This window comes from Pseudomonas sp. RAC1 (assembly GCF_030658255.1).
In the GTDB taxonomy this organism is placed as follows: domain Bacteria; phylum Pseudomonadota; class Gammaproteobacteria; order Pseudomonadales; family Pseudomonadaceae; genus Aquipseudomonas; species Aquipseudomonas boreofloridensis.
Map to the genome: position 1 here is coordinate 102,640 of NZ_JAUTXS020000031.1, position 25,664 is coordinate 128,303.

The following is a 25,664-nucleotide window of genomic DNA, read 5'->3' on the forward strand; positions in this document are numbered from 1 at the left end:
AGGCAGTGTGGGAAGCGCGCACGAACCTCTCGAATTGTTTCCGTGTTACCCGCTTGTCGGCCGCCGACGCTGTGCGGGTAACACATCGCCCACTCGTTTATTCCGAACGTCACCCTTCAGCGAAGTTGCGCAGCCGCTCACCCTCGAGACGGTAGCGAATCCATTCAGACTGGGCTTGTGCGTCCAGCGCCTCGTAGAAGCCAATGGCTGGAGCGTTCCAGTCCAGTACGCTCCACTCCAGGCGCGCACAGCCTTTGGCCAGCGCTTCGCGGGCGATGTGGCGCAGTAGTTGGCGACCGGCGCCGTCACCACGGTGCTCAGGGGTGATGTACAGGTCTTCGAGGTAGATACCGTTGCGGCCCAACCAGGTGGAGTAGCTATAGAAGAAGACGGCAAAGCCGATGGGCTGACCGTCACGTTCGCAGATCAGTCCGTGTACGGTGCTGCCGTCATCGAACAGGCTGCGTTCGATGTCGGTGACGCTGGCTACCACCTGGTCTCGGGCTCGCTCGTAGTCCGCAAGCTCAGTGATGAAATCGAGGATCTGTGCGGCGTCGCTGCGCTGGGCTGGACGAATGGTCAGGCTCATGGGGCATTCCTTGAAAGACAAGCGCCTAGCGTAGCGGGTAAGGCTGGCGTTGCCGAGTCGCTGAGATTGGCCGGGTTTTAGGGGGCGGGGGCATCAGTAGCGAATGAACAGTTATGTGTTACGGGCTAATTTTCCACAACTGTATGGGTTGGGGCCGATCGAGGATCGCTAGTGTTATGCGACTCGACAATCATCCTCTGACGGACTTGCACGCCATGCTTGGCTCCTACGAACTACTCAGCGCCTTCATTCTTTTCGCCTTCGTTTCATCCATCACGCCAGGGCCGAATAACACCCTGTTGCTTGCCTCGGGAGTGAACTTCGGTGTCCGTCGCTCGATTCCCCATGCCATGGGCATCAGCATTGGCTTCATGCTGATGGTGCTGGGTGTGGGTTTTGGCCTGGGTGAGCTCTTCAAAGCCTGGCCGCCGCTGTATAGCGTGCTGCGCTATGTCGGCGCGGCGTACCTGCTTTACCTTGCATGGAAAATCGCCACCTCCGGCCCGCTATCCGGCGAGGCTCAGAGCACGCGCAGCCCCATGAGTTTCTGGGGCGCGGCGGCATTCCAGTGGGTCAATCCAAAAGCCTGGGTGATGGCTGTTGGGGCAATCACCACCTATACCCCGGCCCAAGGCTATGCCGTGAACGTTGTGGTGATTGCCGTGCTGTTCGCGTTGGTGAACCTGCCGAGCGTCGGCATCTGGGTCATGTTCGGCAGCGCGCTGCGCAACGTGCTGCGCAATCCTCGCTGGCTGGTGCTGTTCAATGTCCTGATGGCCGTGTTGCTGGTGATTTCGTTGTATCCGCTGCTGTTTGTAGAATCGTCGTTTTCGTAGTTCGACGAGTGCCGCTCCCGATGCAATTGATTCCTTGGTCCCACGACTGCTCCGACGGCTTCACCTTGCGAGGCTGGCACTCGGCGCCCAGCGGCAAGCCGCTGTTGCATTTTCTGCATGGCAACGGCTTCTGTTGCCTGGCTTACGAGCCGTTGCTGATGCGCCTCGGCGAGCACTTCGACCTGTGGCTGTGCGATGTCCAGGGGCATGGCGATAGCGATCATGGCGGGGCGTTTCGCGGTTGGAACCGCTCAGCGGAGTTGGTGGTAGAAGCCTTCGAGGCGGAGCGGTCGATGTTCGGCGAGGTACCGCGGTATGCCGCCGGGCACAGTTTCGGTGGCGTGCTGACCGCACTGATTCTGGCCCGGCAGCCACAGTTGTTCGCGCGTGCCGTGCTACTCGATCCGGTGTTGTTCAGCCCACGCATGATCGCGGTCATGCGCATCCTGGCGCTGATGGGCCTGAATCGCCGACATGGCCTGGCCCGCAAAGCCGCTACCCGGCGCAGTCACTGGCCGGACCGTGAGGCGGCGCTGGCGTCGCTGCACGGACGGGGCATCTTCAAAGGGTGGAGCGAAGCGTCGCTGCAGGCTTATGTGGGCCACGCGTTGGGCGATTGTTCCAATGCCGTGGTGCTCAAGTGTCGGCCCAGCCGCGAGGTGGAGGTATTCAGTTCCTGGCCGTCGCGGCTGTGGCCGAGCCTGGAGCAGATCGTCACGCCGACGCGGATCCTGCACGGCGAACAGAGCTATCCGTTCGTTGCCGAGTCGGCTCGACGCCTGGCGGCGCGCAATCGCCATGTGAGTGAGCAGTCGGTCGCGGGCGGGCACTGCTTCATGCAACAGGATCCGGTGAGCGCCGCGCAGCAGGTCGAGGCCTTTCTGCGCAGTTGACTCATCGATGCACGGCGGTCAAGCCAATTCCAGCCAGATCGGTGCATGGTCGGACGGTTTTTCCATGCCCCGCAGTTCGTAGTCCACGCCGGCGTCCTTGAGTCGCGGTAGCAACGCCTGCGAGGTCATGATCAGGTCGATGCGCAGGCCACGCTTGGGCTCGTCCTCGAAACCGCGGCTGCGATAATCGAACCAACTGAAGCGGTCCGCCACCTCTGGGTGCAGGTGGCGGAAGCTGTCGACCAGACCCCAGCCCTTGAGACGTTCCATCCATTCACGCTCTTCCGGCAGGAAGCTGCACTTGCCGGTCTTGAGCCAACGCTTGGCGTTGTCCGCGCCGATGCCGATGTCGCAGTCCTGGGGGGAGATGTTCACGTCGCCCATCACCACCAAGGGCTGGTCGTTGTGGAACTGACCCTCCAGCAAGGCTTGCAGATCGCTGTAGAAGCGTTGCTTGGCTGGGAACTTGGTGGGGTGGTCGCGGCTTTCCCCCTGGGGAAAGTAGCCGTTCATGATGGTGATGGCGGCGCCATTGTCATCGGCGAAGGTGCCCCAGATGAAACGACGCTGGGCATCGTCTTCATCGGTGCTGAAACCCTTGACCAACGACAGCGGTTCGCGCCGCGAGAGCAGGGCGACGCCATAGTGGCCTTTCTGCCCATGAAAGTGCACGTGATAGCCCAGGGCCTGGACCTCGGCCAGCGGGAACTGCTCGTCGCTGACCTTGGTTTCCTGCAGGCCGATGACATCCGGCTGATGCTTCTCGATCAGCGCGGCCAACTGGTGCGGGCGGGCGCGCAGGCCGTTGATGTTGAACGAGACGATCTTCATGGCTAAGGCGGTCCTGGTAAAAGCCAGGGATGCTAGCTGACATCCGCAGTCATCACCAGCCTGAGCTTCTGGGCGGCTCTCCAGTACCGCAACGACGGTGGAACGATGCGCCATGGCGTGCCTCAAAAGCTCTGACCCGCACCTTCCAGAAGGATCTTCGCAATGTCCGCCGCCCCAGCCCGCCTCTGCCTGCTCGACGATGGTTATCGCCGCGAAGTGCGCAGGCTGCTCTATGATGCTTATCCCTCGGAACCGACCTTCGCCTGGCTGTTCGACGCCCAACGCAGCGGTTACCAGCGGCGATTGCGCGCAATGATACGCGCCTGGGTGCGCCAGCACTTCTATATGCAACTGCCGGCGCTGGGCTTGCTGGTCGACGACCGCTTGATCGCCGTGGCATTGATCGCGCCGCCCCAGCGCCGTCTGGGTGTGGCCGACAGTTGGATGTGGCGCCTGCGTATGTTGATCGGCGCAGGTCGGCGCAGCACCCGTCGCTACCTGGCGTATCAGGCAGCACTGGCCGCCTGCCTGCCCACCCAGCAAGTGCATGTGCTGTCGTTGCTGGGCGTGCATCCACAGGTGCAGGGCCAGCACTACGCCGAACAACTCTTGCAGGCGGTGCATGACTGGTGCGCGAAGGACCTGGAGACGCAAGGCGTCGTGCTCAGCACCGGCAACCCGCATTACTACGGGTTCTGCGAGCGCATGGGGTATCAGGAGGTTGGAGAGCTTGCACTCGGCAGTGTCAACGAACGGGTGTTCTTCAATCCGAATCCGTCGTCAGTCAAAACGATAGGGTCTTGATCGCGACAGGCGCGGCTTACGCTGCCGCTTCGCTCTGGTAGCATGCCCGCCATGACGTATTCAGGACGATTTGGCTGGGGCGTGCTGTTGCTCGCCGCCAGCTGTACAGCGTGGGGCCAGAGCGAATTGGTGGTGCGGGTCAAACCGGCCAACAAGGCGCTGCAGGCGAACATTGAAGGTTATATCGGCAGCCTCGGCGATCGTGACGAGGACGCCTTGCTGCGCTTCAGTCGCGGGGCCGAGGAACAGGCGCGCAAGGCGGCCCAGGCGCTGGGCTATTACCAGGCGCAGATCGACGCCCAGGTCCAGCCCCCGAGCAAGCCTGATCAGCCTTTGCAATTGATCATCCGGGTCGAGTCCGGCGAGCCGGTGCGCCTGCGCAATGTGCAAGTGCGTATCGAAGGTCCGGCCAGCGAGATGAAGGCGTTCCGAGTCCCGGACAGCCGGGCCTTGCGTCAAGGCGAGCAACTGAATCACGGTGCCTACGAGGACGCCAAGCGCCTGATCCAGAACCAGGCCTCGCGCTATGGCTTCTTCGACGGTCGGTTTGCCCGCCAACGCCTGGCCGTGGATCCCCGCGCCGGCGTCGCCGATATTGAACTGGTGTATCAGAGCGGTCCGCGCTACCGCCTGGGCAAGGTCACCTTCGGCGGCGACGCGCCACTGGACGACGATCTGCTGCAGCGCATGGTGGGCTTCAAGCCCGGTACGCCCTATGACTCGGAACTGGTCGCCGAACTGAACAACGACCTGCAGTCCAGCGGCTACTTCGAGGGCGTGCGGGTGGATGCTGCGCCCACGGCAGCCGTTGACGACGTGGTGCCAGTGGCGGTGCAACTCGATACTCGCAAACCGCGCACCTTGGGTCTGGGACTGGGTTTTTCCACCGACGTCGGGCCGCGCGGCAAAGCCAACTGGACGCGGCACTGGGTCAACCCTCAGGGCCACAGCTATGGCTGGGAAACCGAGATTTCCGGCCCCCGACAGAACGTCGGCCTCTGGTATGACGTACCCCTGGACCCACCGTTGACCGACAAACTGCGCTTTGCCGGTGGCTACCAGAACGAAGAACTCTCTGGCACCGACACGTTGAGCAAGCTGTTGACGGTCGGCCCGGAGTGGCACAGCAAGCTGCCCAGCGGCTGGCAGCGGGTGATTTCACTCAAGTACCAGCGCGAGGAATACCGACTGGGTGACGACTCTGGCCTGAGCAACCTGCTGATGCCTGGCATTAGCTACTCGTACCTGCGCAGCGACAACCGCATCGACCCGCACAATGGTTACCGCCTGCAGTTCGACGTCCAGGTGGCCAAGGAAGGGCTGGTGTCCGACACCAACCTGGTGCATGGCAACGTCCTGCTCAAGGGCCTGACCACCTTGGGGCAAAACCATCGCGTGCTCGGGCGTGTGCAGTTCGGCGGCAGCGCCACCAACGGTTATGAGAAGAAAATGCCGCCGTCGCTGCGTTTCTTTGCCGGTGGTGACCAGAGCGTGCGCGGCTATGACTACCAGACACTGTCGCCGAAGAACAGCCAGGGCGACCGCATCGGTGGCCGTTACCTGGTTGCCGGCAGTGTCGAATACCAGTACTCGATCACGGAGAAATGGCGCGTGGCAACCTTCGTCGACCAAGGCAACGCCTTCAATTCGCTGGAGCTGCCCAGCCTTAAAACAGGGGTCGGCATCGGCGTGCGCTGGGTGTCGCCAGTCGGTCCGCTGCGCCTGGACCTGGCGCGTGCGCTCGATGATGACGGTGGTTTCCGTGTGCACTTTTCCATGGGGCCTGAACTGTGAGGCGGGTGATCACGCCGCTGCTGTTGGGACTGCTCGGCCTGCTGCTGTTGATGGTGCTCGCGCTGACCTTGGTGCTCGGCACCCAGGCGGGCAGTCGCTGGGTGCTAGGTTGGGTGCCGGGCCTGCAGGTCGACGACTTCCAAGGCACGCTGGGCGGGCAATGGCAGGCCAGTCGCCTGGTCTGGACACAGGACGCAAGCCGCGTCGAACTGCAGGCGCCGCAACTGCACTGGTCGCCTGCCTGTTTGTTGCGCGCCACCTTGTGTGTCCAGCGCCTGCAGGCCGAGCGTATCGACATGGCCTTTGCCCCCAGCGCCGAGCAGACCGACAGTGGTCCTCTGAAACTGCCTGACCTGCGCTTGCCGATCGCCATCGAGTTGGGGGAGGTAAAGGTGGGCCAACTGCGCCTCGATGGCGGCGACTTGCTCGGCGATCTGCAACTGGCGGCGCACTGGACCGGACAGGGCATGCGCATCGACCGCTTGCAGTTGCAGCGCGACGATCTGCACCTGAGCCTGCAAGGTACCGTGTTGCCCGAGGGCGATTGGCCGCTTGATGCCGATGCCACGCTGCAACTGCCTGCGGTTGACGGTCAGGCGTGGCAGTTGGTGCTCAACGCCAAAGGCGATCTGCTCAAGACGCTGGCGCTCGACGGCACCAGCAGCGGTTACCTGCAAGCCAAAATCGACGGTGAGCTGCAAGCGCTGGCCGAGCATGTGCCCGCAAGGCTGCGTATTCGTGCCGACGGGTTCCGGCCCTCTGCCGCGTTGCCCGCACCGCTGCAACTGAACCAACTTCAACTGTTGGCAACCGGGGACCTGCTCGTGGGTTATCGGCTCGAGGGCACGGCGAGCCTGCCGGCCGAGCAAGGGCCGATCGCCCTGGCGTTGAACGGCAAGGTCGATGCCAAAGGAGCGCGCCTCGATGCCCTGGACCTGACCGCCAGTGACACGCAGCGCCTCCGGCTTCAGGCCACGGCTGACTGGGAGCAGGGCGTGCAGGCCGATGCCACTGTCGACTGGCTCGATTTCCCCTGGTTGCGCCTGTACCCGCTGCCAGAGGCGCCTGAAGTGACGCTCAAGCGCTTCAAGGCGCAGGTGGCGTATCGCGACGGCCGCTACGAAGGCGAGTTCACCGGCAATCTGGAAGGCCCGGCGGGGGCGTTCAGTGTGGCCAGCCCGTTCGCGGGAGATCTGGGCCAGGTGCGTTTGCCCAAGCTCGAATTGGTGGCTGGTCAAGGGCGGGCGGCGGGCAGCGTCGGCATCCAGTTCGCCGACACCCTGGCGTGGGATGTCGATCTGAACGTATCGGCACTCGACCCGGCCTATTGGGTCGCTGAACTGCCAGGTACGCTGGCAGGGCCGCTGCGCAGCAAGGGTGAGTTGAAGAACGAGCGGTTGCAGCTCGATGCCGAGCTCGATCTGAAGGGGCGCCTGCGTGGTCAACCTGCGCAGCTCAAGGCAGACGCCAAGGGGGCAGGGGATGCCTGGACCCTGGGCACGCTGGCGATCCAGTTGGGCGACAACCGTATTACCGGCAGCGGCAGCCTGCAGCAGCGCCTGGCCGGGCGCATCGACCTCGACCTACCCCGTTTGGGGCAGCTCTGGCCGCGCCTGCAAGGCCAGGCCAAAGGCCGCCTCGATCTGGCCGGAACCCTGGCGGCCCCGCAGGGTAGTTTGACGCTGCAGGGGCAGCAATTGGCCCAGGCCGACAATCGCATTCAACGGCTGGACCTGGACGCGCGCCTGGACAATGCCCAGCGAGGCGTGGTCACGCTCAAGGTCGGCGCTATCCGCCTGGGCGAGACCGCCTTGGGTAATCTGGACCTCAGCGGCAAGGGCGACATTCGTCAGCAGGCGCTGAGCCTTGCGCTCGACGGCCCGCAACTCAAGCTGAACCTTGCGCTCGACGGCACACTGGCCAAGGGCGACTGGCGCGGTCGGCTGGCCAGCGGCCGGGTCCAGGCCGGTGGCCAGGACTGGCAACTACAGGCCCCGGCACGCGTGCAGCGCCTGGCCAATGGTCAGATCGACTTCGCCAGCCATTGCTGGCGCTCCGGCCAGGCCAGCCTGTGCGGCGACGACCAGCGCCTGGCGCCGGAGCCGCGACTGCGTTATCACCTCAAACAGTTCCCCATCGACAGCCTGGCCCAGTGGTTACCCAAGGACTTCGCCTGGCAAGGCATGCTCAACGCCGACATCAACCTGGATATCCCGGCCAGCGGGCCGAAGGGTACGGTGCGCGTGGATGCCAGTGGCGGCACGCTGCGCGTGCGCGACAGTGGTCGCTGGGTCGATTTCCCTTATCAGACGCTGCGCTTGGACAGCACCCTGGCGCCGCGTCAGGTGGACACCACTTTGGTTTTCCGCGGCGAGCGGCTGGGTCAGTTGAACCTGTCCACGCGCATCGATCCACTGGGGCGCGACAAACCGTTGTCTGGCGATTTCCGACTCTCCGGCGTCGACCTGTCGATCGCCCGTCCGTTCCTACCGATGGTCGAGCGCCTGGCTGGCCAGCTCAATGGCGAGGGTCGGCTGTCCGGCACGTTGCTGACGCCGCAGGTCAACGGCACTGTCCAGCTCAGCGGCGGACACGTCAGTGGCGCCGAATTGCCGGTCAGCTTGGAAGCCTTGTCGCTGCGAGCGCTGATCGCCGGTGAGCAGGTGCAGATCAACGGCGACTGGCGCAGCGGCGAGGCCGGTCGCGGGCAATTGACCGGCGACATGACCTGGGGTCAGGCTTTGGCCGTCGATCTGCGGCTCCAGGGCCAGCAACTGCCGGTCAGCGTCGAGCCATACGCGGCGCTCGAAGTCGCGCCCGACCTGCGGATTCGCCTGGCTGGCGAGAAGTTGGCGGTGACCGGCAAGGTGCAGGTGCCCAAAGGCAAGATCACCGTGCGCGAGCTGCCGCCTTCCACGGTCAAGGTGTCGGATGACACGGTGATCGTCGGTCAGCAGACCGAGCAGGGCGAGGCACCCATGGCGGTGGCCATGGACGTCGACGTCGAGGTCGGTCGCGACAAGCTGTCGTTCAGCGGTTTCGGCCTGACCGCCAATCTGCTGGGCCATGTACACATCGGCGACAACCTCGACACCCGCGGCGAGCTGAGTTTGGCCGACGGTCGCTACCGTGCCTATGGCCAGCGCCTGACCATCCGCCGCGCCCGGCTGCTATTCGCCGGGCCCATCGACCAGCCCTACCTGGACATCGAAGCGATCCGTCAGGTGAACGAGGTCACTGCCGGTATCCGCCTCAGCGGCAGCGCCGAGCAACCGACCAGCACGGTGTTCTCGGAACCGGCCATGAGCCAGGAGCAGGCGTTGTCCTACCTGGTACTCGGGCGTCCGTTGGGCAATTCCGGGGAAGACAACAACATGCTCGCGGAGGCGGCGTTGGGCCTGGGGCTCGCCGGCAGTGCCGGCCTCACCGGTGGCCTGGCCTCGCGGCTGGGCATCGATGACTTCCAGCTTGATACCCAGGGCTCGGGCAACAGCACCAGCGTAGTCGCCAGCGGCAACCTGACCGAGCGCCTGAGCCTGCGCTATGGGGTCGGCGTGTTCGAGCCGGCCAGCACCATCGCCCTGCGCTACAAGCTCAGCAAGAAAGTGTACGTGGAAGCCGCCAGTGGACTGGCAAGCTCGCTGGACATCTTCTACAAGCGAGATTTCTAAGATTGTGCGCCCCAGGCCGGGGCGCCGCGACGTCAGCCTTCAACGTACGGTGGCCGCCTCGATGAATTCGTTGCTGTCCGCCTCAGGGCTGGTCGGTGGACGCGGTTTACGCACCGGCTGAATGAGATTGGTGTATTCCTCGATCAGTCGATTGATCGCCTCGGGCGGCTCACAGGCGTGAAACTGCATGCGAATCTGCACTTCGTCGGGGTCGCGCCCTTCGCCGCGACGCGCCTGGGCGCCAACGGTGACCTTGAAGTGCGAGCATGACGCCGGGTCGCTGGCCTGGCGTACGGCCTCCTGGCGCGCCTGTGCGTCCTTGACGTGGACTGAAAGGTCCACCTGCATGCGCTCCAGTGCCAGGCCTTTGGGTGAGACCAGCGCGATCAGCGGAATGCGCAGCAGATGGGCGTCGTCCATGGCCACCTCGACCATCTTGGCGCGCATCGGCAGGCCGGGTTGCTCCGGGTCGAAGTCGAAGAACTGATCGAACAGCCTCAGGTACTGCTGAGCGATCAGTGTGTTGGTTGCGGCGGCCGCTTCTTGAAGGCCGCGAGTGACATCGCGCAGATCGCTCGAGGTCATAGGTGATGGCTGGTGGTCGTCTGGACTGTCCACTCATCGGACTCCTGTCAAAGCGCCGCAGGTAAGCGTACCTGCGGCGGTCGTGATTACCCGCAGCGATCAAGGGGCATCGGTTTGCGGCGCGCCCTGGTCAGCCTGGGGTTTTTGCCCAGGCAGTGGCGTGACAGGGGCATTGGGCAGTTGATCCGGGTTATCCACTTTTGCGCCGGGCAACACTGAAGGCTTGGTCGCCGCGTCGGTCAGGTAGTCGATTACGCGCATCATCGCCTCGGGTGGCGCCTGGCGGCGGACACTGGTGCTGAACGCGTAGCGGGCGCGCGTGTCGGTCTTGCGAGTCTGCTCCGACTTGTGGGTCACGCTGCCTTTGACATCGAGCTTGAACGGCCCCCAGCCCAGCGACGCCTCCAGGCTGCCTTGAATATCCTTGCTGGAGCGGTCTTCGGCCATCTGGTTCACGGTCATCTCGAATTCGATGCGACCTTCTTCGATCGCAATGTTCGGATGGGTGATGGCCGCAAGCAACGGCACGCTCAAGCTCTTCTTGACGGTGCCTTGGTAGCCGCCATCCTGGCCGACCAAGGTTTCGTCGTAGTCGAACTGGATGGCCACGGCTTTGCCGTCCTTGATGCACACATTCAGCAGGAAGTCGGCGTATGACTTGCTTGCTGTGACCTGGGCTTGAATCATCGCCTGCAACGGGCCGGCGATCATACGGTCCATCGGCAAGGCGTTGATGACCGAGCCTATCAGATTGCTATCGATTGACATGGGTGGGCGACCTCATGGGTTCAGGTGAAAACAGGGCTCAATGGGCATGGTTGTCCTGGCGCCGGATGTTGCCGATCTGACGCAGGCTCAGCCCGTACTTGTCCGCGAGCAGGCTGCGCGACAGGCCGTTGGCGCTTTCTTTCTGGATCTGCAGATTACGCAGCTGACGCTGGAAGTGGTCGGCTTTGGGGATCTCCAGCGCGATACCGGCATAGCGTTTGATCAGCGCGTCGAGCGCATCGGCCGGCAGCACGTCGGCCAGTCGTGTGCGATCCCGGTGTTTGGGAATGTACTTGGGGCGTCCGCCGTAGGCACAGGTCAACCGATAGGCGTTTTCAAGACCGATGCACTCGATCAGTGATTGCAGCGAGTGGGGCAGTTGGGCGACGTCGACGGCGGTCAGGTCTGGCATTTCCATGTGCATTTTCCTTGGGTCCATTGGGCCCGAGCAGTGGTGTCGTGAGGATTTTCAGTCACCCTCGTCAACCATTCCTAGGCGCCAAGCGGCCGGCAGGTTGTAGTTTCAATTGATCGGCACTTGCAGGCATCCAGGTCCACATGTGTAGGACGTTGCATGCCCTGAGGACTACAGGGCCCGGTTTTGCTGGAATGGGGGCTCGGCAAAAGGGTAGATGGGGCAGTGCACCCTGTTAGTCGCAGGGGTAGGCCCTGCGAAGCGTGATCAGCTTGAGATAGGCATGCGGCAGGCTGGCACTGCTCACCGGCAGGGCCCGCCAGTCGACGTCCACGCACAAGGCCTCCAGCGCCTGGTCGCCCCGCTGGCCGACCACTAGCGGCGCGAACCCGCGGCGGTAGCGCACGTGAGTGTTGGCGAACGGTTCGACCTGGTCTGCCCGCGCCAGCGTCAGGCGTGCCATGGCCGGCAACTGCGAAGGACTGACGGTGAAATGCAGTTGCCCGGGCTGGTTGAGGAAAAAACCGCTGCTGCGTACCCGTTGCCAGAGCATTTGCCATTGGCTTGAACCACTGTCGGCCTCCAGGAGCGCGCCCAGTTCGAGCAGGCGTTCGCGAGAAACCAGGGCAGTATCGATGGCATGGACGGGAGGGGGAACGATCAGCAGAGTGCTGAGGAGCAGGATGCGCGTCATGGGGGCTCCAAGGCGTGAAAGTAGCCGGGAGTCCATGGTTTCAGGCACGCTGCGCGCAGGTCAGCAGGAAATGTCTCGTCTGAGGGGGGGCAGATGTATCATAGGCGCGGCTCCCCAGGAGCCTCTTGTCCCAGATGTCCCAAGGAGTTGCCGATGACACACATGCAGCGCTTCAAGTATTCGATTCTCACCATTGCGGTGATGATGGCGACGTTGTTCGGCCTGAGCCACTTGCAGAAGCAGGGTACGATCAGCGAGCAGACGTTCCAGTACCTGGCCATCGGCATCGCCGTGGTGGTGGTGGTGATCAACGGCATCATGCGGCGCAAGGTCAAGACCTGAGCCCGCCAGCCGGTCGCCTTCAGCGTCCGGCGCCTTGTTCGAGCACCGCACGTGCCTCGGGCTGCAGGCTGTAGCACTTATCCGCGCCGAGGGTGATCACGCCCTCGCTGCACAGCCGCTTGAGCACTTCGCGCACGCTGAGAAACGACAGCGGAATATCCAACTGCTCCAGTTGCGCGTGCACGCCACGCACGCCGATGCTGCGCCCATGACGATCGGCCGCATGCAGGGCGTCGATCACCTTGAGGCGGATCAGGCTGGTGCGCAGGCCGTAGGCGCGCAACAACTCGCGAATCTGCTCGTTGCTCACGCGCTCCGGTGTATCGGCGCTCGCCTCAGGTGTCGCGCGCTCCATCGGGCGATGTCGCTGCGGCTGTAGTGGCGGGTTGTACATGCGGATGCTCCTTTTCCTGATGGTCCTGAGATCTTGGGTGCCTGACTACTAAGACGAACCAGCAAAGCAGATCTGCAACGATCCAGATTAAAAAATATGCCGCAGACCTCATGGCTTTCCGCCACCTTGCCTGTCCTACAAGACGCTTCGAACACCTGTACTGCGTAAAATTTTCATCCAGCGACTCGTCTGATCGGGATGATCCCCATTTTTCCTGGAGTGTCCGTGATCACACTATCGCGTCCCTTGTCGTGCCTGGCGGTGGCCTTGGCCCTGAGCAGTACGGCAGTCGTGGCCCTGGCGCGCGAAGGCGCAGGCGAGGCCTCGGCGCAGATCCGCCGTACCAGCTTCGGCGTCCCGCACATCCTGGCCAATGACGAACGCGGCCTGGGCTACGGTATCGGCTATGCCTACGCTCAGGACAACCTGTGCCTGCTGGCCAATGAAGTGCTCACCGTCAATGGTGAGCGCTCGAAGTTCTTCGGTGCCGAAGGCAAGACCGTCGAGCAGCGCGACAATCTCGACAGCGACCTGTTCTTCACCTGGCTCAATGACGGCGATACGGTGAAGGCTTTCCTTCAGGCGCAGTCCGGCGCCATCCGCGATCGTCTGCAAGGTTACGCGGCGGGTTACAACCGAGCGCTGGCCGAGCGCCGCCAACAGGGCTTGCCAGTGGAATGCGGGACGGGCGAGTGGCTCAGGCCGATCACCGAGCTGGACTTGGTCAAGTTGACCCGCCGCCTGTTGGCCGAAGGCGGTATCGGTCAGTTCGCCGAAGCCCTGGTGGCAGCGACCCCGCCGTCTTTGGCGCACGTTTCGAGCGCGCGCGACTTCGGCTGGGCGTTGGCGCGACAGCAGGCCTTCGCCGGCGAGCGGGGCAGCAACGCCATTGCCATCGGTGCCCAGCGCTCGGCCAACGGTCATGGCTTGCTGCTGGCCAATCCACATTTTCCTTGGGTCGGCGGGCTGCGCTTCTACCAGATGCAGCTGACCATTCCCGGCCAACTGGACGTTATGGGCGCCGCGCTGCCAGGCTTGCCGGTGATCAATATCGGCTTCAACCGGGACGTGGCGTGGACCCACACGGTGGACACCTCGAAGCATTTCACCCTCTACCGGCTGCAACTCGACCCCAAGGATGCCACCCGTTACCAGGTCGATGGCCAGTCGCTGCCCCTGCAGCAGCGCACGCTCAAGGTCCTGGTCAAGCGTGCGGATGGCACGCTCGAACCGGTGCAGCGCCAGATCCATGTGTCGCGCTTCGGTCCGGTGGTGCAGTGGCCCGGGCGCCTGGACTGGGATGGGCGCCACGCCTATGCCCTGCGCGATGCCAACCTCGACAACACGCGCGTGCTGGAGCAGTGGTACGGCATCAACAAGGCCAGTGGCATCGATGCCCTGAAGACCTCCGTGGCGTCTGTTCAGGGCATTCCCTGGGTCAATACGCTGGCGGTCGACGGCAGCGGCCGAGCGTTGTACTTGAATCAGTCGGTGGTGCCCTATGTCGATCAGGCGCTGCTGGCCCAGTGCAGCGATGCGGCGCAAGCCGGCCCGCTGGTCGTACTGGACGGTTCGCGTAGCGCGTGCGATTGGAAGATCGACCCGGCCGCTGCCCAGCCGGGCATTTTCCCCGCGCACCTGCAACCGAGTCTGGAGCGCGCTGATTTCGTGCAGAATTCCAACGACTCCGCCTGGCAGGTGAACCCGGCCCAGCCATTGACCGGGTTCTCGCCGCTGATCAGTCGTCAGGACCAGCCGCTGGGTCAGCGCAGCCGATTTGCCCTGGAACGCCTGCAGGGGCGTGGCAAGCTCGATGCGCAGGCGTTGCGTGGCCTGGTTCTCGACGATGAGGTGTACCTGGCCACTCAGGAGCTGCCTGCGTTACTGCGCTGGTGCGAAGACGCGCAAGCCGATGTGCAGGCCGTGTGCACGAGTCTTCGGGCGTGGGATGGCAAGGCGAGGGCCGACAGCGGCTTGGGGCTGGTGCATTTCGCCAATATCCTGCAAGCGCTGGCCGACCAGCCGCAGGTCTGGCGCGTGGCGTTCGATCCTGCCGATCCTCAGCACACGCCGCGTGGCCTGGCGGTCGAGCAACTGGCGGTACGCCGGTTGCTGCATGACGCGGCGCTGACATCGATGACGCAGGTGCACGAACAAGGGCTGGACAATACGCTGCGTTGGGGGCAGGTACAGCAGGCGGCGGACGGTACACCGGTGCCGGGCGGGCCGCAGGCACTGGGGGTGTACAACGCCATGGTCAGTGTGCCGATGGGCCCGGGCAAGCGTCTGGTGATCAGCGGCACCAGTTACCTGCAGGTCGTCAGCTTCACCGATCAGGGGCCGCAGGCCGAGGGCTTGCTGGTGTTTTCGCAATCGAGCGAGTCGGCGTCAGCGCACGCATTCGATCAGACCCACGCCTTCGCTGCCGGGCAACTGGCACCGATACCGTTCACCGACGCGCAGATAAAGGCGGATCCGCACTACCGTGAATACCGAATAGGTGAGCGTGATGAACCTGTGTCGGAGGCGACAACCCGTTAGACCCAGCCGATGACCCTGAGCAAGCACCTCAGGGTCTTCACGACTCAGGTGAACTCGAACGGCGCCAGTTGCATGCCCTGGTCATCGACCTGCAGCGCCCAGCCGCGGCGATCCCAGTCGCCGAGCACGATGCGCCGGGCAGGCTGCCCGTCGACCAGCAACTTGTGCAGGGCAGGGCGGTGGGTGTGGCCGTGGACCAGGGTGCGCACGCCATGCTCGGCCATTACGCGAGGGACTTCCTCCGGCGTGACGTCGACGATCTCGGTGTTCTTCATGCGCGTCTGCGTCTGGCTCTCGCTGCGAAGCTTGCGTGCCAGCTTCTGCCGCAGGGTCAGTGGCAGGTGCCGCAGCAGCCAGAGGCTCAGCGGATTGCGCAGATAGCGGCGCAACTTCATATAGCCCACGTCCCGCGTGCACAGCGTATCGCCATGCATCAGCAACACGCGTTCGCCGTCAAGCTCGACCACGCTCGGGTCGGCCAGCAATGTGCAGCCGGCCGCGCGGCAGAAGGTTTGGCCGATGAGAAAGTCGCGGTTGCCGTGCATGAGGTAGATCGCCGTGCCGCTGTCGGCCAGCGTGCGCAGGGCCTGACAGATCGAAAGCTGGAAGGGCGTCATGGCGTCGTCGCCGATCCAGGCCTCGAAGAAGTCGCCCAGGATGTACAGCGCCTGGGCCTGCCGTGCGCGACCGTCGAGCAGATCGAGAAACGCCCGGGTAATGTCCGGGCGTTCTTCTTGCAGGTGCAGATCGGAGATCAGCAGGATCACTCAACGATCTCGGCTTTCTCGATGATCACGTCCTCGCTCGGGACGTCCTGGTGGCCGGCCTTGGAACCGGTTTTCACGCCTTTGATCGCGTCGACCACTTCGCGGCCCTCGATCACTTCACCGAACACCGCGTAACCCCACCCTTGCACGTTCTTGCCGCTGTGGTTGAGGAAGTCGTTGTCGGACACGTTGATGAAGAACTGCGCGGAAGCCGAATGCGGCTCCATGGTGCGGGCCATGGCGATGCTGTACTTGGTGTTCTTCAGGCCGTTGTCGGCTTCGTTCTGGATCGAAGGACGGGTCGATTTCTGCTTCATGGTCGTGTCGAAACCACCACCCTGGATCATGAAGTTGTTGATCACGCGGTGGAACACAGTGCCGTCATAGTGACCGTCCTTGACGTACTGAACGAAGTTTTCCGTGGTCTTCGGTGCTTTTTCCGCATTCAGTTGCAGGACGATGTCGCCGTGGTTGGTGGTCAGTTTGACTTGGGTCATGCTGAAACTCGCTCTTTCAAGGCATTGGGGAATAGGGGTATGCAGCGTGCTTGCACGAACTGACGCGGCACGAAGCTGTGACGGCACAAGGGTGCAGGGTTCGATCTGGCCGGCGCTGCGCGGGCATCACGATAAATCGCGCCAGTTTGTCCGTGCCCGGCTGTCAGCGGCTTGACTGCTTCGGCTATGATAGGCGTTTTGATTCAATCGGCCTACCCGGACCGGACATCTGCATTCAAGGATCCTATGAGCAAGCCCACCGACAACGCGACCAACGCCGCTGCCAAAGGCGCCCCCGCCGTCCCCGCGAACTTCCTGCGACCGATCGTCCAGGCCGATCTGGATTCGGGCAAGCACAGCAGCATCGTCACCCGCTTCCCGCCGGAGCCCAACGGTTACCTGCACATCGGCCACGCCAAGTCGATCTGCGTCAACTTTGGCCTGGCCCAGGAGTTCGGTGGCGCCTGCCACTTGCGTTTCGACGACACCAACCCGGCCAAGGAAGACCAGGAGTACATCGACGCGATCCAGCGGGACGTCAAGTGGCTGGGCTTCGAGTGGACCGGTCCGGTGCGCTTTGCCTCCGACTATTTCGAGCAGTTGCACGACTGGGCGGTCGAGCTGATCAAGCGCGGCAAGGCGTATGTCTGCGACCTCACGCCCGAGCAAGCCAAAGAGTATCGCGGCAACCTCACTGAAGCGGGCAAGAACAGCCCGTTCCGCGAGCGCAGCGTGGAAGAGAACCTGGACCTGTTCGCACGCATGAAGGCGGGCGAGTTCAAGGATGGCGAGCGTGTGCTGCGCGCCAAGATCGACATGGCGTCGCCGAACATGAACCTGCGCGACCCGATCCTGTACCGCATCCGTCATGCCCACCACCACCAGACCGGCGACACCTGGTGCATCTACCCCAACTACGACTTCACCCACGGTCAGTCGGATGCCATCGAAGGCATCACCCACTCGATCTGCACCCTCGAATTCGAAGGCCACCGCCCGCTGTACGACTGGTTCCTGGACAACCTGCCGGTGCCGGCGCACCCGCGCCAATACGAGTTCAGCCGCCTGAACCTGAACTACACCATCACTTCCAAGCGCAAGCTCAAGCAACTGGTGGACGAGCAGCACGTCGACGGCTGGGACGACCCGCGCATGTCCACGCTGTCCGGCTACCGCCGTCGTGGTTACACCCCCGCATCCATTCGCAACTTCTGCGAGATGGTCGGTACCAACCGCTCCGACGGCGTGGTCGACATGTCGATGCTCGAATTCAGCATCCGTGACGACCTTGACCGCGCCGCGCCGCGTGCCATGTGCGTGCTGCGTCCGCTCAAGGTGGTCATCACCAACTACCCCGAGGGCCAGGTCGAGCAACTCGAACTGCCGCGCCATCCCAAGGAAGACATGGGCGTACGCGTGCTGCCGTTCGCCCGAGAGCTGTACATCGACCGCGACGACTTCATGGAAGCGCCGCCCAAAGGCTACAAGCGCCTGGAACCGGCCGGTGAGGTGCGTCTGCGCGGCAGCTACGTGATCCGCGCCGACGAAGCGATCAAGGACGCCGACGGCAACGTCGTCGAGCTGCGCTGCTCGTACGATCCGGACACCCTGGGCAAGAACCCCGAAGGTCGCAAGGTCAAGGGCGTGATCCACTGGGTGCCGGTCGAAGGCAGCGTGGAGTGCGACGTGCGCCTGTACGACCGCCTGTTCCGCTCGCCCAACCCGGAGAAGACCGAGGAGGGCGGCAGCTTCCTGGACAACATCAATCCGCAATCGCTGCAGGTGCTGACCGGTTGTCGTGCCGAGCCTTCGCTGGGCCACGCCCAGCCTGAAGACCGCTTCCAGTTCGAGCGCGAAGGCTACTTCTGCGCCGACCTGAAAGACAGCCAGCCAGGACGTCCGGTGTTCAACCGCACCGTGACCCTGCGCGATTCGTGGGGCAGCTGAGGAACCTTCGTGCTTACCATCTACAACACCCTGAGCAAGACCAAGGAAGCGTTCAAACCCCTGGACGGCAACAACGTGCGCATGTACGTCTGCGGCATGACCGTGTACGACTACTGCCACCTGGGTCACGGTCGCAGCATGGTCGCCTTCGACCTGATCACCCGCTGGCTGCGCAAGAGCGGGTACGCGCTCACGTACGTGCGCAACATCACCGACATCGACGACAAGATCATCAACCGCGCCAATGAGAACGGCGAGGCGTTCGAGGCGCTGACCGCGCGCATGATCGATGCCATGCACGAGGACGAGCGTCGTCTGAACATCCTGCCGCCGGATCAGGAACCGCGCGCCACCGATCACATCGCCGGCATGCACGCGATGATCCAGACCCTGATCGACAAGGGCTATGCCTACGCACCGGGCAATGGCGACGTGTACTACCGGGTCGGCAAGTTCGTCGGCTACGGCAAGCTGTCGCGGCGCAAGATCGAAGACCTGCGTATCGGCGCCCGCATCGAAGTCGACGAGGCCAAGCAAGACCCGCTGGACTTCGTGCTGTGGAAGGGCGCCAAGCCCGGCGAGCCGAGTTGGGAGTCGCCGTGGGGGGCAGGTCGTCCGGGCTGGCACATCGAGTGCTCGGTGATGTCCACCTGCTGCCTGGGCGAAAGCTTCGACATCCACGGTGGCGGCAGCGACCTGGAGTTCCCGCACCACGAGAACGAGATCGCCCAGAGCGAGGCCGCGACCGGCAAGCCTTATGCGGCGGCGTGGATGCACTGCGGCATGATTCGCATCAATGGCGAGAAGATGTCCAAGTCGTTGAACAACTTCTTCACCATTCGCGACGTCTTGCACAAGTATCACCCGGAAGTGGTGCGCTACCTGCTGGTCGCCAGCCATTACCGCAGCGCCATCAACTACTCCGAAGACAGCCTGCGCGATGCCAAGGGTGCATTGGAGCGCTTCTACCACGCCTTGCGCGGCCTGCCACGGGTCGAGGCCAAGGGGGGCGAAGCCTTCGTCGAACGTTTCGCCGTGGCGATGAACGACGACTTCGGCACCCCCGAAGCCTGCGCCGTGCTGTTCGACCTGGTGCGTGAAATCAACCGTCTGCGCGAAGCCGACCCTGCGGCCGCCGCTGGGCTGGCCGGTCGTCTGCGTGAGCTGGGCGACGTGCTGGGCGTGTTGCAACTGGAGGCCGACGACTTCCTACGCGCCGGTGCCGAAGGCAAGGTCGATGCTGCCGAGGTCGAAGCGTTGATTCAGGCGCGCCTGCAGGCGCGCACGGACAAGAACTGGGGCGAGTCGGACCGCATTCGCGACCAGCTCACCGCCATGGGCGTGGTCCTGGAAGACAGCAAGGGCACCACCACCTGGCGCCTGGCCGACTGAGTCGCGCTGCGGGCGTCTGGCTTGCGACCGATGTAAAAAACGGGGCGTCCCAGCCAATGGGACGCCCCGTTTTCATTGCGCCGCCGAGTGTCAGGCGACCTTGACGATCCAGCCTGCCGGCGCTTCCACGTCACCGCTCTGGATGCCGGTCAGCTCGTGGTACAGCTTCTGGGTGACCGGGCCGACCTTCTCCAGGTCGTGGAAGACGTGCAGCTTGCCGTTGTACTCGATACCGCCGATCGGCGTGATGACCGCCGCCGTGCCGCAGGCACCGGCTTCGATGAAGCGATCGAGCTTGGCGATTTCCACGTCGCCTTCGACGACAGTCAGGCCCAGGCGCGATTGCGCCAACTCCATCAAGGACAGACGGGTGATGCCCGGCAGCACCGAGGCGGATTTGGGCGTGACGAATTCGTTGTTGGCGGTGATGCCGAAGAAGTTCGCCGAGCCGACTTCTTCGATCTTGCTGTGGGTCAACGGGTCCAGGTAGATGGCGTCGGCGAAGTTGGCCTTCTTGGCCTCGGCACCTGGCTGCAGGCTGGCCGCGTAGTTGCCGCCGACCTTGGCCGCACCAGTGCCTTGCGGGGCCGCGCGGTCGAAGCTGGAGATCTGGAAGTTGTGCGGCTTCATGCCACCTTTGAAGTAGGAGCCAACCGGGATGGCGAACACCGAGAAGATGAACTCCGGCGCGGTGCGTACGCCAATGTTGTCACCGGTGCCGATCACGAACGGGCGCAGGTACAGCGCACCTTTGCCGTGCGGCGGGATGAATTTCTCGTTGGCCTTGACCACCTGCTTGCAGGCTTCGATGAACATGTCGGTGGGCACGTGCGGCATCAGCAGACGCGCGCAGCTGCGCTGCATGCGAGCGGCGTTCTGGTCGGGACGGAACAGGTTGATCGAGCCGTCCTTGCAGCGGTAGGCCTTCAACCCCTCGAAGCACTGCTGGCCGTAGTGCAGGGCCGTCGAGCCTTCGCTGATGTGCAGCACGTTGTCTTCGGTCAGGGTGCCGTTGTCCCACTTGCCGTCGCGCCACACGGACAGGAAGCGCTTGTCGGTCTTGATGTAGTCGAAGCCCAGCTTGTCCCAGTTGATCTCGTTGCTCATGACACCCTCTATCGTCTTGCAATGGCCCGATCGGTCGGGCTGCTTCTGAATGCGCACCTCGCCACGATAATACATCCGCGAGGGATGGGAAACGTTCAGTCACCAATTGCGCTTTACGGCTGTTCGTCGATCTGCTCGCAGAACCGCAGGCGGTTGCCGAACGGGTCATGGATCTGCATCTGCAGGCCCCAGTCCACACGTTCGGCTTCACGTGAGATTGGCGAGCGACCAGCCATGCAGCCAGGCCGCGAGCTCGACATAAGTACCACCGGCTGCTGACCGGAGCTGGCTCCATGCACGTTCATCCCGCACTGGAGCTGCCCATGGCTTTCGATACCCTTTCCGACGACTCGGTCGACACGCTCATCGCCGAGCGTCTACCCACCTGGCTCAAGAGCGCGACCCCCGAGCAATTGCCCGCCGTGCATCAGGCGTTGGTTGCCCAACAGCGTGCCCAGCACGCGGTACAGACGTTACTCGCGCAGATCCAACCGCTGGATCAGTTCGCCGCGCCTCTGCTCAGCGAAGCCCTGGAAACACTGCTGCAACAGCCGCTCGACGTACGAGGCAGCGTATTGCGTCGGCAGGTGTTGATCCGCAGTCCTTCCGGGGTCGGTTGGGTGCCGGACGGCATCGTGCCGCGCATTTTCACCCAAAGCCTGTTGGCCTGTGCGTTGCACAATTTCGAGCGTGAAGAAACCGCCAAGGCGGCGTGGCGGGACAGCTCGGTGCTGCTCGACGCCCAAGGCAACGCCATCGCCTTGCAGCCTCGCGCGTTCGCCGGCGTCTGTCGAACGCTGGATCTGGGCGGGCGCTACCAGCAGCACCTGAAAACGGTGCTCATGGAAGACGACGCTCGGCGGCGAGCCAGCGAGGCCGTGCTGGAAACCGGATGGCGTACTGGCCTGGAGGCGGCCTTGTGGGTGGCCCGACTCAAGGGCGACATCGATGAATCGGTCCACACCGAGGTGCAGCAGGCGCTCGCCGACTCAACGCCTAGCCTGATCACGGCCATGGATATCCGTGTGCTGGGCCATCGGTTGCAGGGCGTCGTGGTGTTCCAGAGGCACCGTGCTTCGGGCACGACGGATCCTGGACTGATCGCCTGGATCCCCGACGATCCGCTGGGGCCACTGAGCACGCATGCCTCTTGGGATGCACTGTTCATGACCTTGGGCCAGCGTTTGCGCGAAGTCGGTTATCAGCGCTTCTTCCAACGCTTCGTCAGCGAACAGGACCGCGTGCCCTTCGCCCGGACCTTGGCCCGACTCATCGAAGGTGCCGCGGCACAGGACGCGTTGCCGCTCGACGGGCGAAGCGAACCGGTGACCGGGGCGCTGTGCGCACACCTGCGCCGGGTACAGGTCGACACGCTTTTGGCTGACGCACAGGTGCTGGCCGTGCCCACCAGTGTGGTCGATTGCGCCGAGCGCGACCGGCGTCTGCGCTGGCTCAAGGGGCTGGGCCTGGACCTGCTGGGATTGGCCAGCTTCTATGTGCCCCAACTGGGCTTGCCGCTGCTGGCCATCGCTGCCGCGCAACTGGTCGACGAGGTCTTCGAGGGCTATCGCGACTGGGAATTGGGTGATCGTGAGGCCGCCTTGGGGCATGTGCTGGGTGTGGCGCTGAACGTCACCGGGCTGGCGCTCGGCGCGGGTGTCGAGGCCGCCGTGGGCGGATTCGCCCGCAGCCGCCTGGTCGATGATCTGGCACCGACCCGGGCGTCCGACGGCCAGTGGCGATTGATCGATCCGCGTCTGCCGGGCTATGCGGTGTCCGAACACCCCCTCGCGCACGGTCAGCGCAGCCTGGTCGAGGGTGTCGGCCATGTGGGCATCGAAGGCCAGACCTACAGGCTGCAAGGGGGCGTCGACGCGGGTGTGCTGGTCCACCCTCAACGACCTGAGGCTGCGCTGATCAGGCTGGAGGACAACGCCGATGGCGGATTGCGCCATGCCCTGGAGCCGGTGGCCCATTGGTCGGGATCCGGTCGACTGCTGCGTCGTCTGGGCGCCGGCTTCAGCCAGGTCAGCGACGAAACGGCCGACGCGCTGTTGCGCAGCCTTGGGATGAACGCAGAGCAGGTGCGGCGCTTGCACCTGGAAAACGCACCGGCCCCGGCGCGGCTCTACGATGCGGCCCAACGCTACCGCCTGCATCAGTGGTATCCGAAACTGCGCGACGAGGGGTTCGAGGCCCATGTCCGGCAGACCCAGGCCACTGCCCCGCGTGCCGCGCAGCCGTTGCAGCGGGACTTTCCGACGCTGTCCAGTCGAGCGGCGAGCGCGATCCTGGCCGAGGCGACGGGCGAGCAGGTGGACATTCTGCTCGAACAGGGTCGGGTCCCGCTGGCGCTGGCCGAGAGGGCTCGCGGGAACCTGCGCGACAGTCGGCTGGACAGGGCGTGCGCGGGTTTCGAGCAAGCCGCTGCGGTGAATGCGGACACCGAGCGACTGGCGCTGGGCCTTATCGGCCAGCGGTCCAACTGGCCGAGTGGGGTACGGGTGGAGGTGCGCGACACTCACGCCGCAGGCCTACTGCGCGCGCAGACAAGCCAGGGTCCAACGGTCGAGACGCGACAGTTATGGCGAGGCCGAGAAGGCTATCTGGCGGTAGGCCAGGGCGGGATCGCAGTGCCAGGTGCCCAGGCCAGCGACGATCTGTTTCAGGCGCTGTTGTGGTTGATGGACGCGGACCAGCGATCTTCCCTGGGTCTGGCGGGTGAGTCTGGCGCCGGACTGGCCAACGCCTTAGCCGATCGCGCCTGCGCCGACCGCGATCAGGCGGCCGCCCTGATCGGTTTGCAGCCTGTGGGCCCTGGTATGCGTGCGCCTTGGCGGCTGGGCGACGGTCGCCTGGGCTACCCCTTGAGCGGGCGGCCACACCGCTCGCGCGGCGCGTTGATACGAGGCTACCAGCAGATCTTTCCGACCCTGAGCGACATTCAGGTGGAGGCCTATCTGGACAGCGTACGTCGGCGTGGCGAGCGGCCTTGGGAGCATCTGAGAGGGTTGAGCGAGCAACTCGAGCAGCTCACCGAACACCTGGCCGCATGGCGCCGCGAGGCCGCTCAACCAGCACTGGTCGAGCGTCGGCGCCTGGCTGCACGGCGGATTCGTCATTGCTGGCGGCGCAAGCGTGCGGATGCTGACGGCGAGTATCGTCTGGTCATCGATAGCGAGCGGCTCGACAGCTTGCCGATGCTTGCGGCAGGGATCACCTTCGAGCATGTCAGCGCATTGACCTTGCGCCGTCTGCACCTGCGCAGCGTGCCCGCCGATTTCCTGCCGCGATTCGTCAATCTGCGCAGGTTGGACCTGGGCCACAACCTGCTGGAGTGCATTCCTGAGGGGGATAGAGTCGCTGACCCAGCTCACCCGGTTGAACCTGGTGGGCAACCACATCGTGCTCGACGAACCTGGTATGGCTCGACTCAGTCGTTTGACTCGACTGCGCGAACTGGACATGGCGCACAACCCCCTGACACAGGTGCCACCGATCGCCTGCATGCCTGACCTGCGGCGCTTGTCGCTGCGCGACACCGGCCTCACCGAGTTGCCGGTGCAGGCCTACATGCATTGGTCGTTGGAAGACATCGACCTGCGTGACAATCGCCTCGACGAGTTGAGCCCGACGCTGTTGCATTCCCGACGGCGCCTGGCGCATCTGAGCCTGCATGACAATCCGCTGCCCGAAGCGACGCGAACGGCGGCGCGGGCTGTCTTGAGTCCTGAATCCCATGGGGTGTTACCGACACGTCGTCACGGCGCCGGTGGGCAGGAATCGCTCGAGCGCTGGCTGGACGGCTCCACTGACGCCGAGCGGGAGGTGCGCACGGAACACTGGTCGGCACTGGCACAGGCGTCCGGCAGTGGCGATCTGATGCGCTTTCTAGAAGACCTGGGCCGCTCGCAAGACTACGATTTTCAAGGCATGGACCTGCGTCGGCGGGTGTGGCAGATGATTGCCGTCTGCGCAGAGGACGCTGAGGTGCGCGAGGCCGTGTTCCAGCAAGCCGCAGGGCCGCGCACGTGCTCTGACCAGATGCTGCTGATCCTCAGCCTGCTCGAAGTGCGGGTGTTGGTCACGGTGCGCACTGCCGGCTTGGACACTGCCGGGCAGGCCGGCGCGCTGGTGCAGTTGGGCCGTGAGTTGTATCGCCTGGATGAAGTGGACCGTCTGGCCAGCGAGCACATCGTTTCGGCGCGCGCGCGCGATCCCTACGGCGTTCACGACGAGGTCGAGACGTACCTGGCCTACCGCGCCGGGTTGGTCGGCCCGCTGGGCCTGCCAGCGCAGTCGCGCTACATGCACCACCGGCTGTTCTCCGACGTGAGCGAAAGGCATCTGCGACAGGCGGCGCAGACGATTCTGGCGGCCGAAAGCGATGCGCGGATCGCGGACTCTCTGGTCAACAGACCGTTCTGGCAGGCCTTCTTGCACGACAGCGAGCCGCAACTGTTCGAGGCACTGAATGCGCCTTATCACGAGCGTCTGGAAAGGCTGATGGAGCAGGCCGGTGAGTCACCGGAGCAGGCCATTCTCGCGGCCATCGACGCGCTGGCCGAAGCCCGCGCGCAGGGCGAGCGATCGTTGGTCCTGGCGCGAACTCAGCGCTTGTTGCAGTTGCATCCCTGGAGAACGATGGCGCGTCCCACCGATGGCTGAAGCCTTTGTGCTTCTGCTCATGGCAGGGACAAAAATTCATCAAGCGTGGAATTATTTAGTGTCCATTTGTATCTGACCCCATAGGGCCCGTTGCCACCATCTTCATGGGTAGCGGGCCGAATCACCGTT

The 25,664-nt window shown here is 64.0% G+C and carries 21 protein-coding genes and 1 pseudogene; 11 read left to right on the forward strand and 11 right to left on the reverse strand.

Going from position 1 to position 25,664, the window contains the following annotated elements:
• Window positions 1–109: 109 nt before the first annotated feature.
• Window positions 110–589 (reverse strand): GNAT family N-acetyltransferase, encoded by a 480-nt coding sequence (locus Q7C30_RS11070; protein ID WP_317871518.1) that lies wholly within the window; start codon window positions 587–589, stop codon window positions 110–112.
• Between the two features lie 215 nt (window positions 590–804).
• Between Q7C30_RS11070 and Q7C30_RS11075 the strand changes: the two genes are divergently transcribed.
• Window positions 805–1,425, forward strand: coding sequence for a LysE family translocator (locus tag Q7C30_RS11075; RefSeq protein ID WP_304484393.1), 621 nt, complete (start codon window positions 805–807; stop codon window positions 1,423–1,425).
• A 20-nt stretch (window positions 1,426–1,445) separates the two neighbouring features.
• Window positions 1,446–2,318 (forward strand): alpha/beta hydrolase, encoded by an 873-nt coding sequence (locus Q7C30_RS11080; RefSeq protein ID WP_317871519.1) that lies wholly within the window; start codon window positions 1,446–1,448, stop codon window positions 2,316–2,318.
• 18 nt (window positions 2,319–2,336) lie between these two features.
• On the opposite strand, the gene xthA is transcribed toward Q7C30_RS11080, so the two are convergent.
• On the reverse strand, window positions 2,337–3,149 hold the full coding sequence (gene xthA / locus Q7C30_RS11085) for an exodeoxyribonuclease III (protein WP_304484354.1): 813 nt from the start codon (window positions 3,147–3,149) through the stop codon (window positions 2,337–2,339).
• Window positions 3,150–3,302: 153 nt separating this feature from the next.
• Here xthA and Q7C30_RS11090 point away from each other — a divergent pair, with 153 nt between their 5' ends.
• From Q7C30_RS11090 to Q7C30_RS11100, 3 genes are read left to right on the forward strand one after another with little or no spacing between them, the layout of a single operon-like run.
• Window positions 3,303–3,953, forward strand: coding sequence for a GNAT family N-acetyltransferase (locus Q7C30_RS11090; protein WP_317871572.1), 651 nt, complete (start codon window positions 3,303–3,305; stop codon window positions 3,951–3,953).
• A 51-nt stretch (window positions 3,954–4,004) separates the two neighbouring features.
• Entirely contained in the window at window positions 4,005–5,747 is a 1,743-nt protein-coding gene (locus Q7C30_RS11095) for an autotransporter assembly complex family protein (protein WP_317871520.1), read from the forward strand.
• The gene (locus tag Q7C30_RS11100) at window positions 5,744–9,418 is read left to right on the forward strand and encodes a translocation/assembly module TamB domain-containing protein (RefSeq protein ID WP_317871521.1); all 3,675 of its coding nucleotides are present in this window, start codon (window positions 5,744–5,746) and stop codon (window positions 9,416–9,418) included. Before Q7C30_RS11095 ends, Q7C30_RS11100 begins: the two co-directional genes overlap by 4 nt.
• Window positions 9,419–9,457: 39 nt before the next feature.
• Here Q7C30_RS11100 and Q7C30_RS11105 read toward each other — a convergent pair whose 3' ends face one another.
• The 4 genes from Q7C30_RS11105 to Q7C30_RS11120 all read right to left on the reverse strand — a co-directional run bounded on the left by Q7C30_RS11105 (window position 9,458) and on the right by Q7C30_RS11120 (window position 11,880).
• The gene (locus Q7C30_RS11105) at window positions 9,458–10,003 is read right to left on the reverse strand and encodes a DUF2589 domain-containing protein (RefSeq protein WP_039577194.1); all 546 of its coding nucleotides are present in this window, start codon (window positions 10,001–10,003) and stop codon (window positions 9,458–9,460) included.
• Window positions 10,004–10,102: 99 nt separating this feature from the next.
• Window positions 10,103–10,771, reverse strand: a complete 669-nt coding sequence (locus Q7C30_RS11110; RefSeq protein WP_295488188.1) for a DUF2589 domain-containing protein — start codon at window positions 10,769–10,771, stop codon at window positions 10,103–10,105.
• A gap of 37 nt (window positions 10,772–10,808) precedes the next feature.
• A complete protein-coding gene (locus tag Q7C30_RS11115) occupies window positions 10,809–11,189 on the reverse strand; it encodes a Mor transcription activator family protein (protein ID WP_039577197.1) in 381 nt (126 codons plus the stop codon).
• A 232-nt stretch (window positions 11,190–11,421) separates the two neighbouring features.
• Complete coding sequence (locus Q7C30_RS11120) at window positions 11,422–11,880, reverse strand: hypothetical protein (protein ID WP_317871522.1); 459 nt, start codon at window positions 11,878–11,880, stop codon at window positions 11,422–11,424.
• 153 nt (window positions 11,881–12,033) lie between these two features.
• Between Q7C30_RS11120 and Q7C30_RS11125 the strand changes: the two genes are divergently transcribed.
• The gene (locus Q7C30_RS11125; RefSeq protein ID WP_029614693.1) at window positions 12,034–12,222 is read left to right on the forward strand and encodes a hypothetical protein; all 189 of its coding nucleotides are present in this window, start codon (window positions 12,034–12,036) and stop codon (window positions 12,220–12,222) included.
• 19 nt (window positions 12,223–12,241) lie between these two features.
• On the opposite strand, the gene Q7C30_RS11130 is transcribed toward Q7C30_RS11125, so the two are convergent.
• Complete coding sequence (locus tag Q7C30_RS11130) at window positions 12,242–12,577, reverse strand: fe2+ zn2+ uptake regulation protein (RefSeq protein ID WP_317871573.1); 336 nt, start codon at window positions 12,575–12,577, stop codon at window positions 12,242–12,244.
• Between the two features lie 264 nt (window positions 12,578–12,841).
• Here Q7C30_RS11130 and Q7C30_RS11135 point away from each other — a divergent pair, with 264 nt between their 5' ends.
• Entirely contained in the window at window positions 12,842–15,157 is a 2,316-nt protein-coding gene (locus Q7C30_RS11135; RefSeq protein WP_317871523.1) for an acylase, read from the forward strand.
• Between the two features lie 44 nt (window positions 15,158–15,201).
• On the opposite strand, the gene lpxH is transcribed toward Q7C30_RS11135, so the two are convergent.
• Both lpxH and Q7C30_RS11145 read right to left on the reverse strand, forming a co-directional pair.
• A complete protein-coding gene (gene lpxH, locus Q7C30_RS11140; RefSeq protein ID WP_317871524.1) occupies window positions 15,202–15,924 on the reverse strand; it encodes a UDP-2,3-diacylglucosamine diphosphatase in 723 nt (240 codons plus the stop codon).
• Complete coding sequence (locus Q7C30_RS11145) at window positions 15,921–16,421, reverse strand: peptidylprolyl isomerase (protein ID WP_317871525.1); 501 nt, start codon at window positions 16,419–16,421, stop codon at window positions 15,921–15,923. The genes lpxH and Q7C30_RS11145 overlap by 4 nt, the downstream gene beginning before the upstream one ends.
• A gap of 246 nt (window positions 16,422–16,667) precedes the next feature.
• Here Q7C30_RS11145 and Q7C30_RS11150 point away from each other — a divergent pair, with 246 nt between their 5' ends.
• Window positions 16,668–18,368: a glutamine--tRNA ligase/YqeY domain fusion protein gene (locus Q7C30_RS11150; RefSeq protein ID WP_317871526.1), complete on the forward strand. Its 1,701-nt coding sequence runs from the start codon at window positions 16,668–16,670 to the stop codon at window positions 18,366–18,368.
• A 9-nt stretch (window positions 18,369–18,377) separates the two neighbouring features.
• Complete coding sequence (gene cysS, locus Q7C30_RS11155; protein ID WP_317871527.1) at window positions 18,378–19,760, forward strand: cysteine--tRNA ligase; 1,383 nt, start codon at window positions 18,378–18,380, stop codon at window positions 19,758–19,760.
• Window positions 19,761–19,850: 90 nt separating this feature from the next.
• On the opposite strand, the gene Q7C30_RS11160 is transcribed toward cysS, so the two are convergent.
• Together Q7C30_RS11160 and Q7C30_RS11165 are read right to left on the reverse strand one after the other, a co-directional pair.
• Window positions 19,851–20,867 (reverse strand): branched-chain amino acid aminotransferase, encoded by a 1,017-nt coding sequence (locus Q7C30_RS11160; protein ID WP_029614697.1) that lies wholly within the window; start codon window positions 20,865–20,867, stop codon window positions 19,851–19,853.
• 113 nt (window positions 20,868–20,980) lie between these two features.
• Window positions 20,981–21,076, reverse strand: a pseudogene (locus tag Q7C30_RS11165) (glyoxalase superfamily protein); the annotation flags it as partial.
• A gap of 84 nt (window positions 21,077–21,160) precedes the next feature.
• Here Q7C30_RS11165 and Q7C30_RS11170 point away from each other — a divergent pair.
• Complete coding sequence (locus Q7C30_RS11170; RefSeq protein WP_317871528.1) at window positions 21,161–24,382, forward strand: DUF6543 domain-containing protein; 3,222 nt, start codon at window positions 21,161–21,163, stop codon at window positions 24,380–24,382.
• Window positions 24,291–25,535: an NEL-type E3 ubiquitin ligase domain-containing protein gene (locus Q7C30_RS11175; RefSeq protein WP_317871529.1), complete on the forward strand. Its 1,245-nt coding sequence runs from the start codon at window positions 24,291–24,293 to the stop codon at window positions 25,533–25,535. Before Q7C30_RS11170 ends, Q7C30_RS11175 begins: the two co-directional genes overlap by 92 nt.
• Window positions 25,536–25,664 lie beyond the last annotated feature (129 nt).

What these genes read in the sequence shown, in the direction of transcription:
- Q7C30_RS11070 (WP_317871518.1), bottom strand. Translation starts at nt 589, where the DNA reads ATGAGCCTGACCATTCGTCCAGCCCAGCGCAGCGACGCCGCACAGATC.
- Q7C30_RS11075 (WP_304484393.1), top strand. Translation starts at nt 805, where the DNA reads ATGCTTGGCTCCTACGAACTACTCAGCGCCTTCATTCTTTTCGCCTTC.
- Q7C30_RS11080 (WP_317871519.1), top strand. Translation starts at nt 1,446, where the DNA reads ATGCAATTGATTCCTTGGTCCCACGACTGCTCCGACGGCTTCACCTTG.
- xthA (WP_304484354.1), bottom strand. Translation starts at nt 3,149, where the DNA reads ATGAAGATCGTCTCGTTCAACATCAACGGCCTGCGCGCCCGCCCGCAC.
- Q7C30_RS11095 (WP_317871520.1), top strand. Translation starts at nt 4,005, where the DNA reads ATGACGTATTCAGGACGATTTGGCTGGGGCGTGCTGTTGCTCGCCGCC.
- Q7C30_RS11105 (WP_039577194.1), bottom strand. Translation starts at nt 10,003, where the DNA reads ATGACCTCGAGCGATCTGCGCGATGTCACTCGCGGCCTTCAAGAAGCG.
- Q7C30_RS11110 (WP_295488188.1), bottom strand. Translation starts at nt 10,771, where the DNA reads ATGTCAATCGATAGCAATCTGATAGGCTCGGTCATCAACGCCTTGCCG.
- Q7C30_RS11115 (WP_039577197.1), bottom strand. Translation starts at nt 11,189, where the DNA reads ATGGAAATGCCAGACCTGACCGCCGTCGACGTCGCCCAACTGCCCCAC.
- Q7C30_RS11120 (WP_317871522.1), bottom strand. Translation starts at nt 11,880, where the DNA reads ATGACGCGCATCCTGCTCCTCAGCACTCTGCTGATCGTTCCCCCTCCC.
- Q7C30_RS11125 (WP_029614693.1), top strand. Translation starts at nt 12,034, where the DNA reads ATGACACACATGCAGCGCTTCAAGTATTCGATTCTCACCATTGCGGTG.
- Q7C30_RS11130 (WP_317871573.1), bottom strand. Translation starts at nt 12,577, where the DNA reads ATGGAGCGCGCGACACCTGAGGCGAGCGCCGATACACCGGAGCGCGTG.
- Q7C30_RS11145 (WP_317871525.1), bottom strand. Translation starts at nt 16,421, where the DNA reads ATGACCCAAGTCAAACTGACCACCAACCACGGCGACATCGTCCTGCAA.
- Q7C30_RS11150 (WP_317871526.1), top strand. Translation starts at nt 16,668, where the DNA reads ATGAGCAAGCCCACCGACAACGCGACCAACGCCGCTGCCAAAGGCGCC.
- Q7C30_RS11160 (WP_029614697.1), bottom strand. Translation starts at nt 20,867, where the DNA reads ATGAGCAACGAGATCAACTGGGACAAGCTGGGCTTCGACTACATCAAG.
- Q7C30_RS11170 (WP_317871528.1), top strand. Translation starts at nt 21,161, where the DNA reads ATGCACGTTCATCCCGCACTGGAGCTGCCCATGGCTTTCGATACCCTT.
- Q7C30_RS11175 (WP_317871529.1), top strand. Translation starts at nt 24,291, where the DNA reads ATGGCTCGACTCAGTCGTTTGACTCGACTGCGCGAACTGGACATGGCG.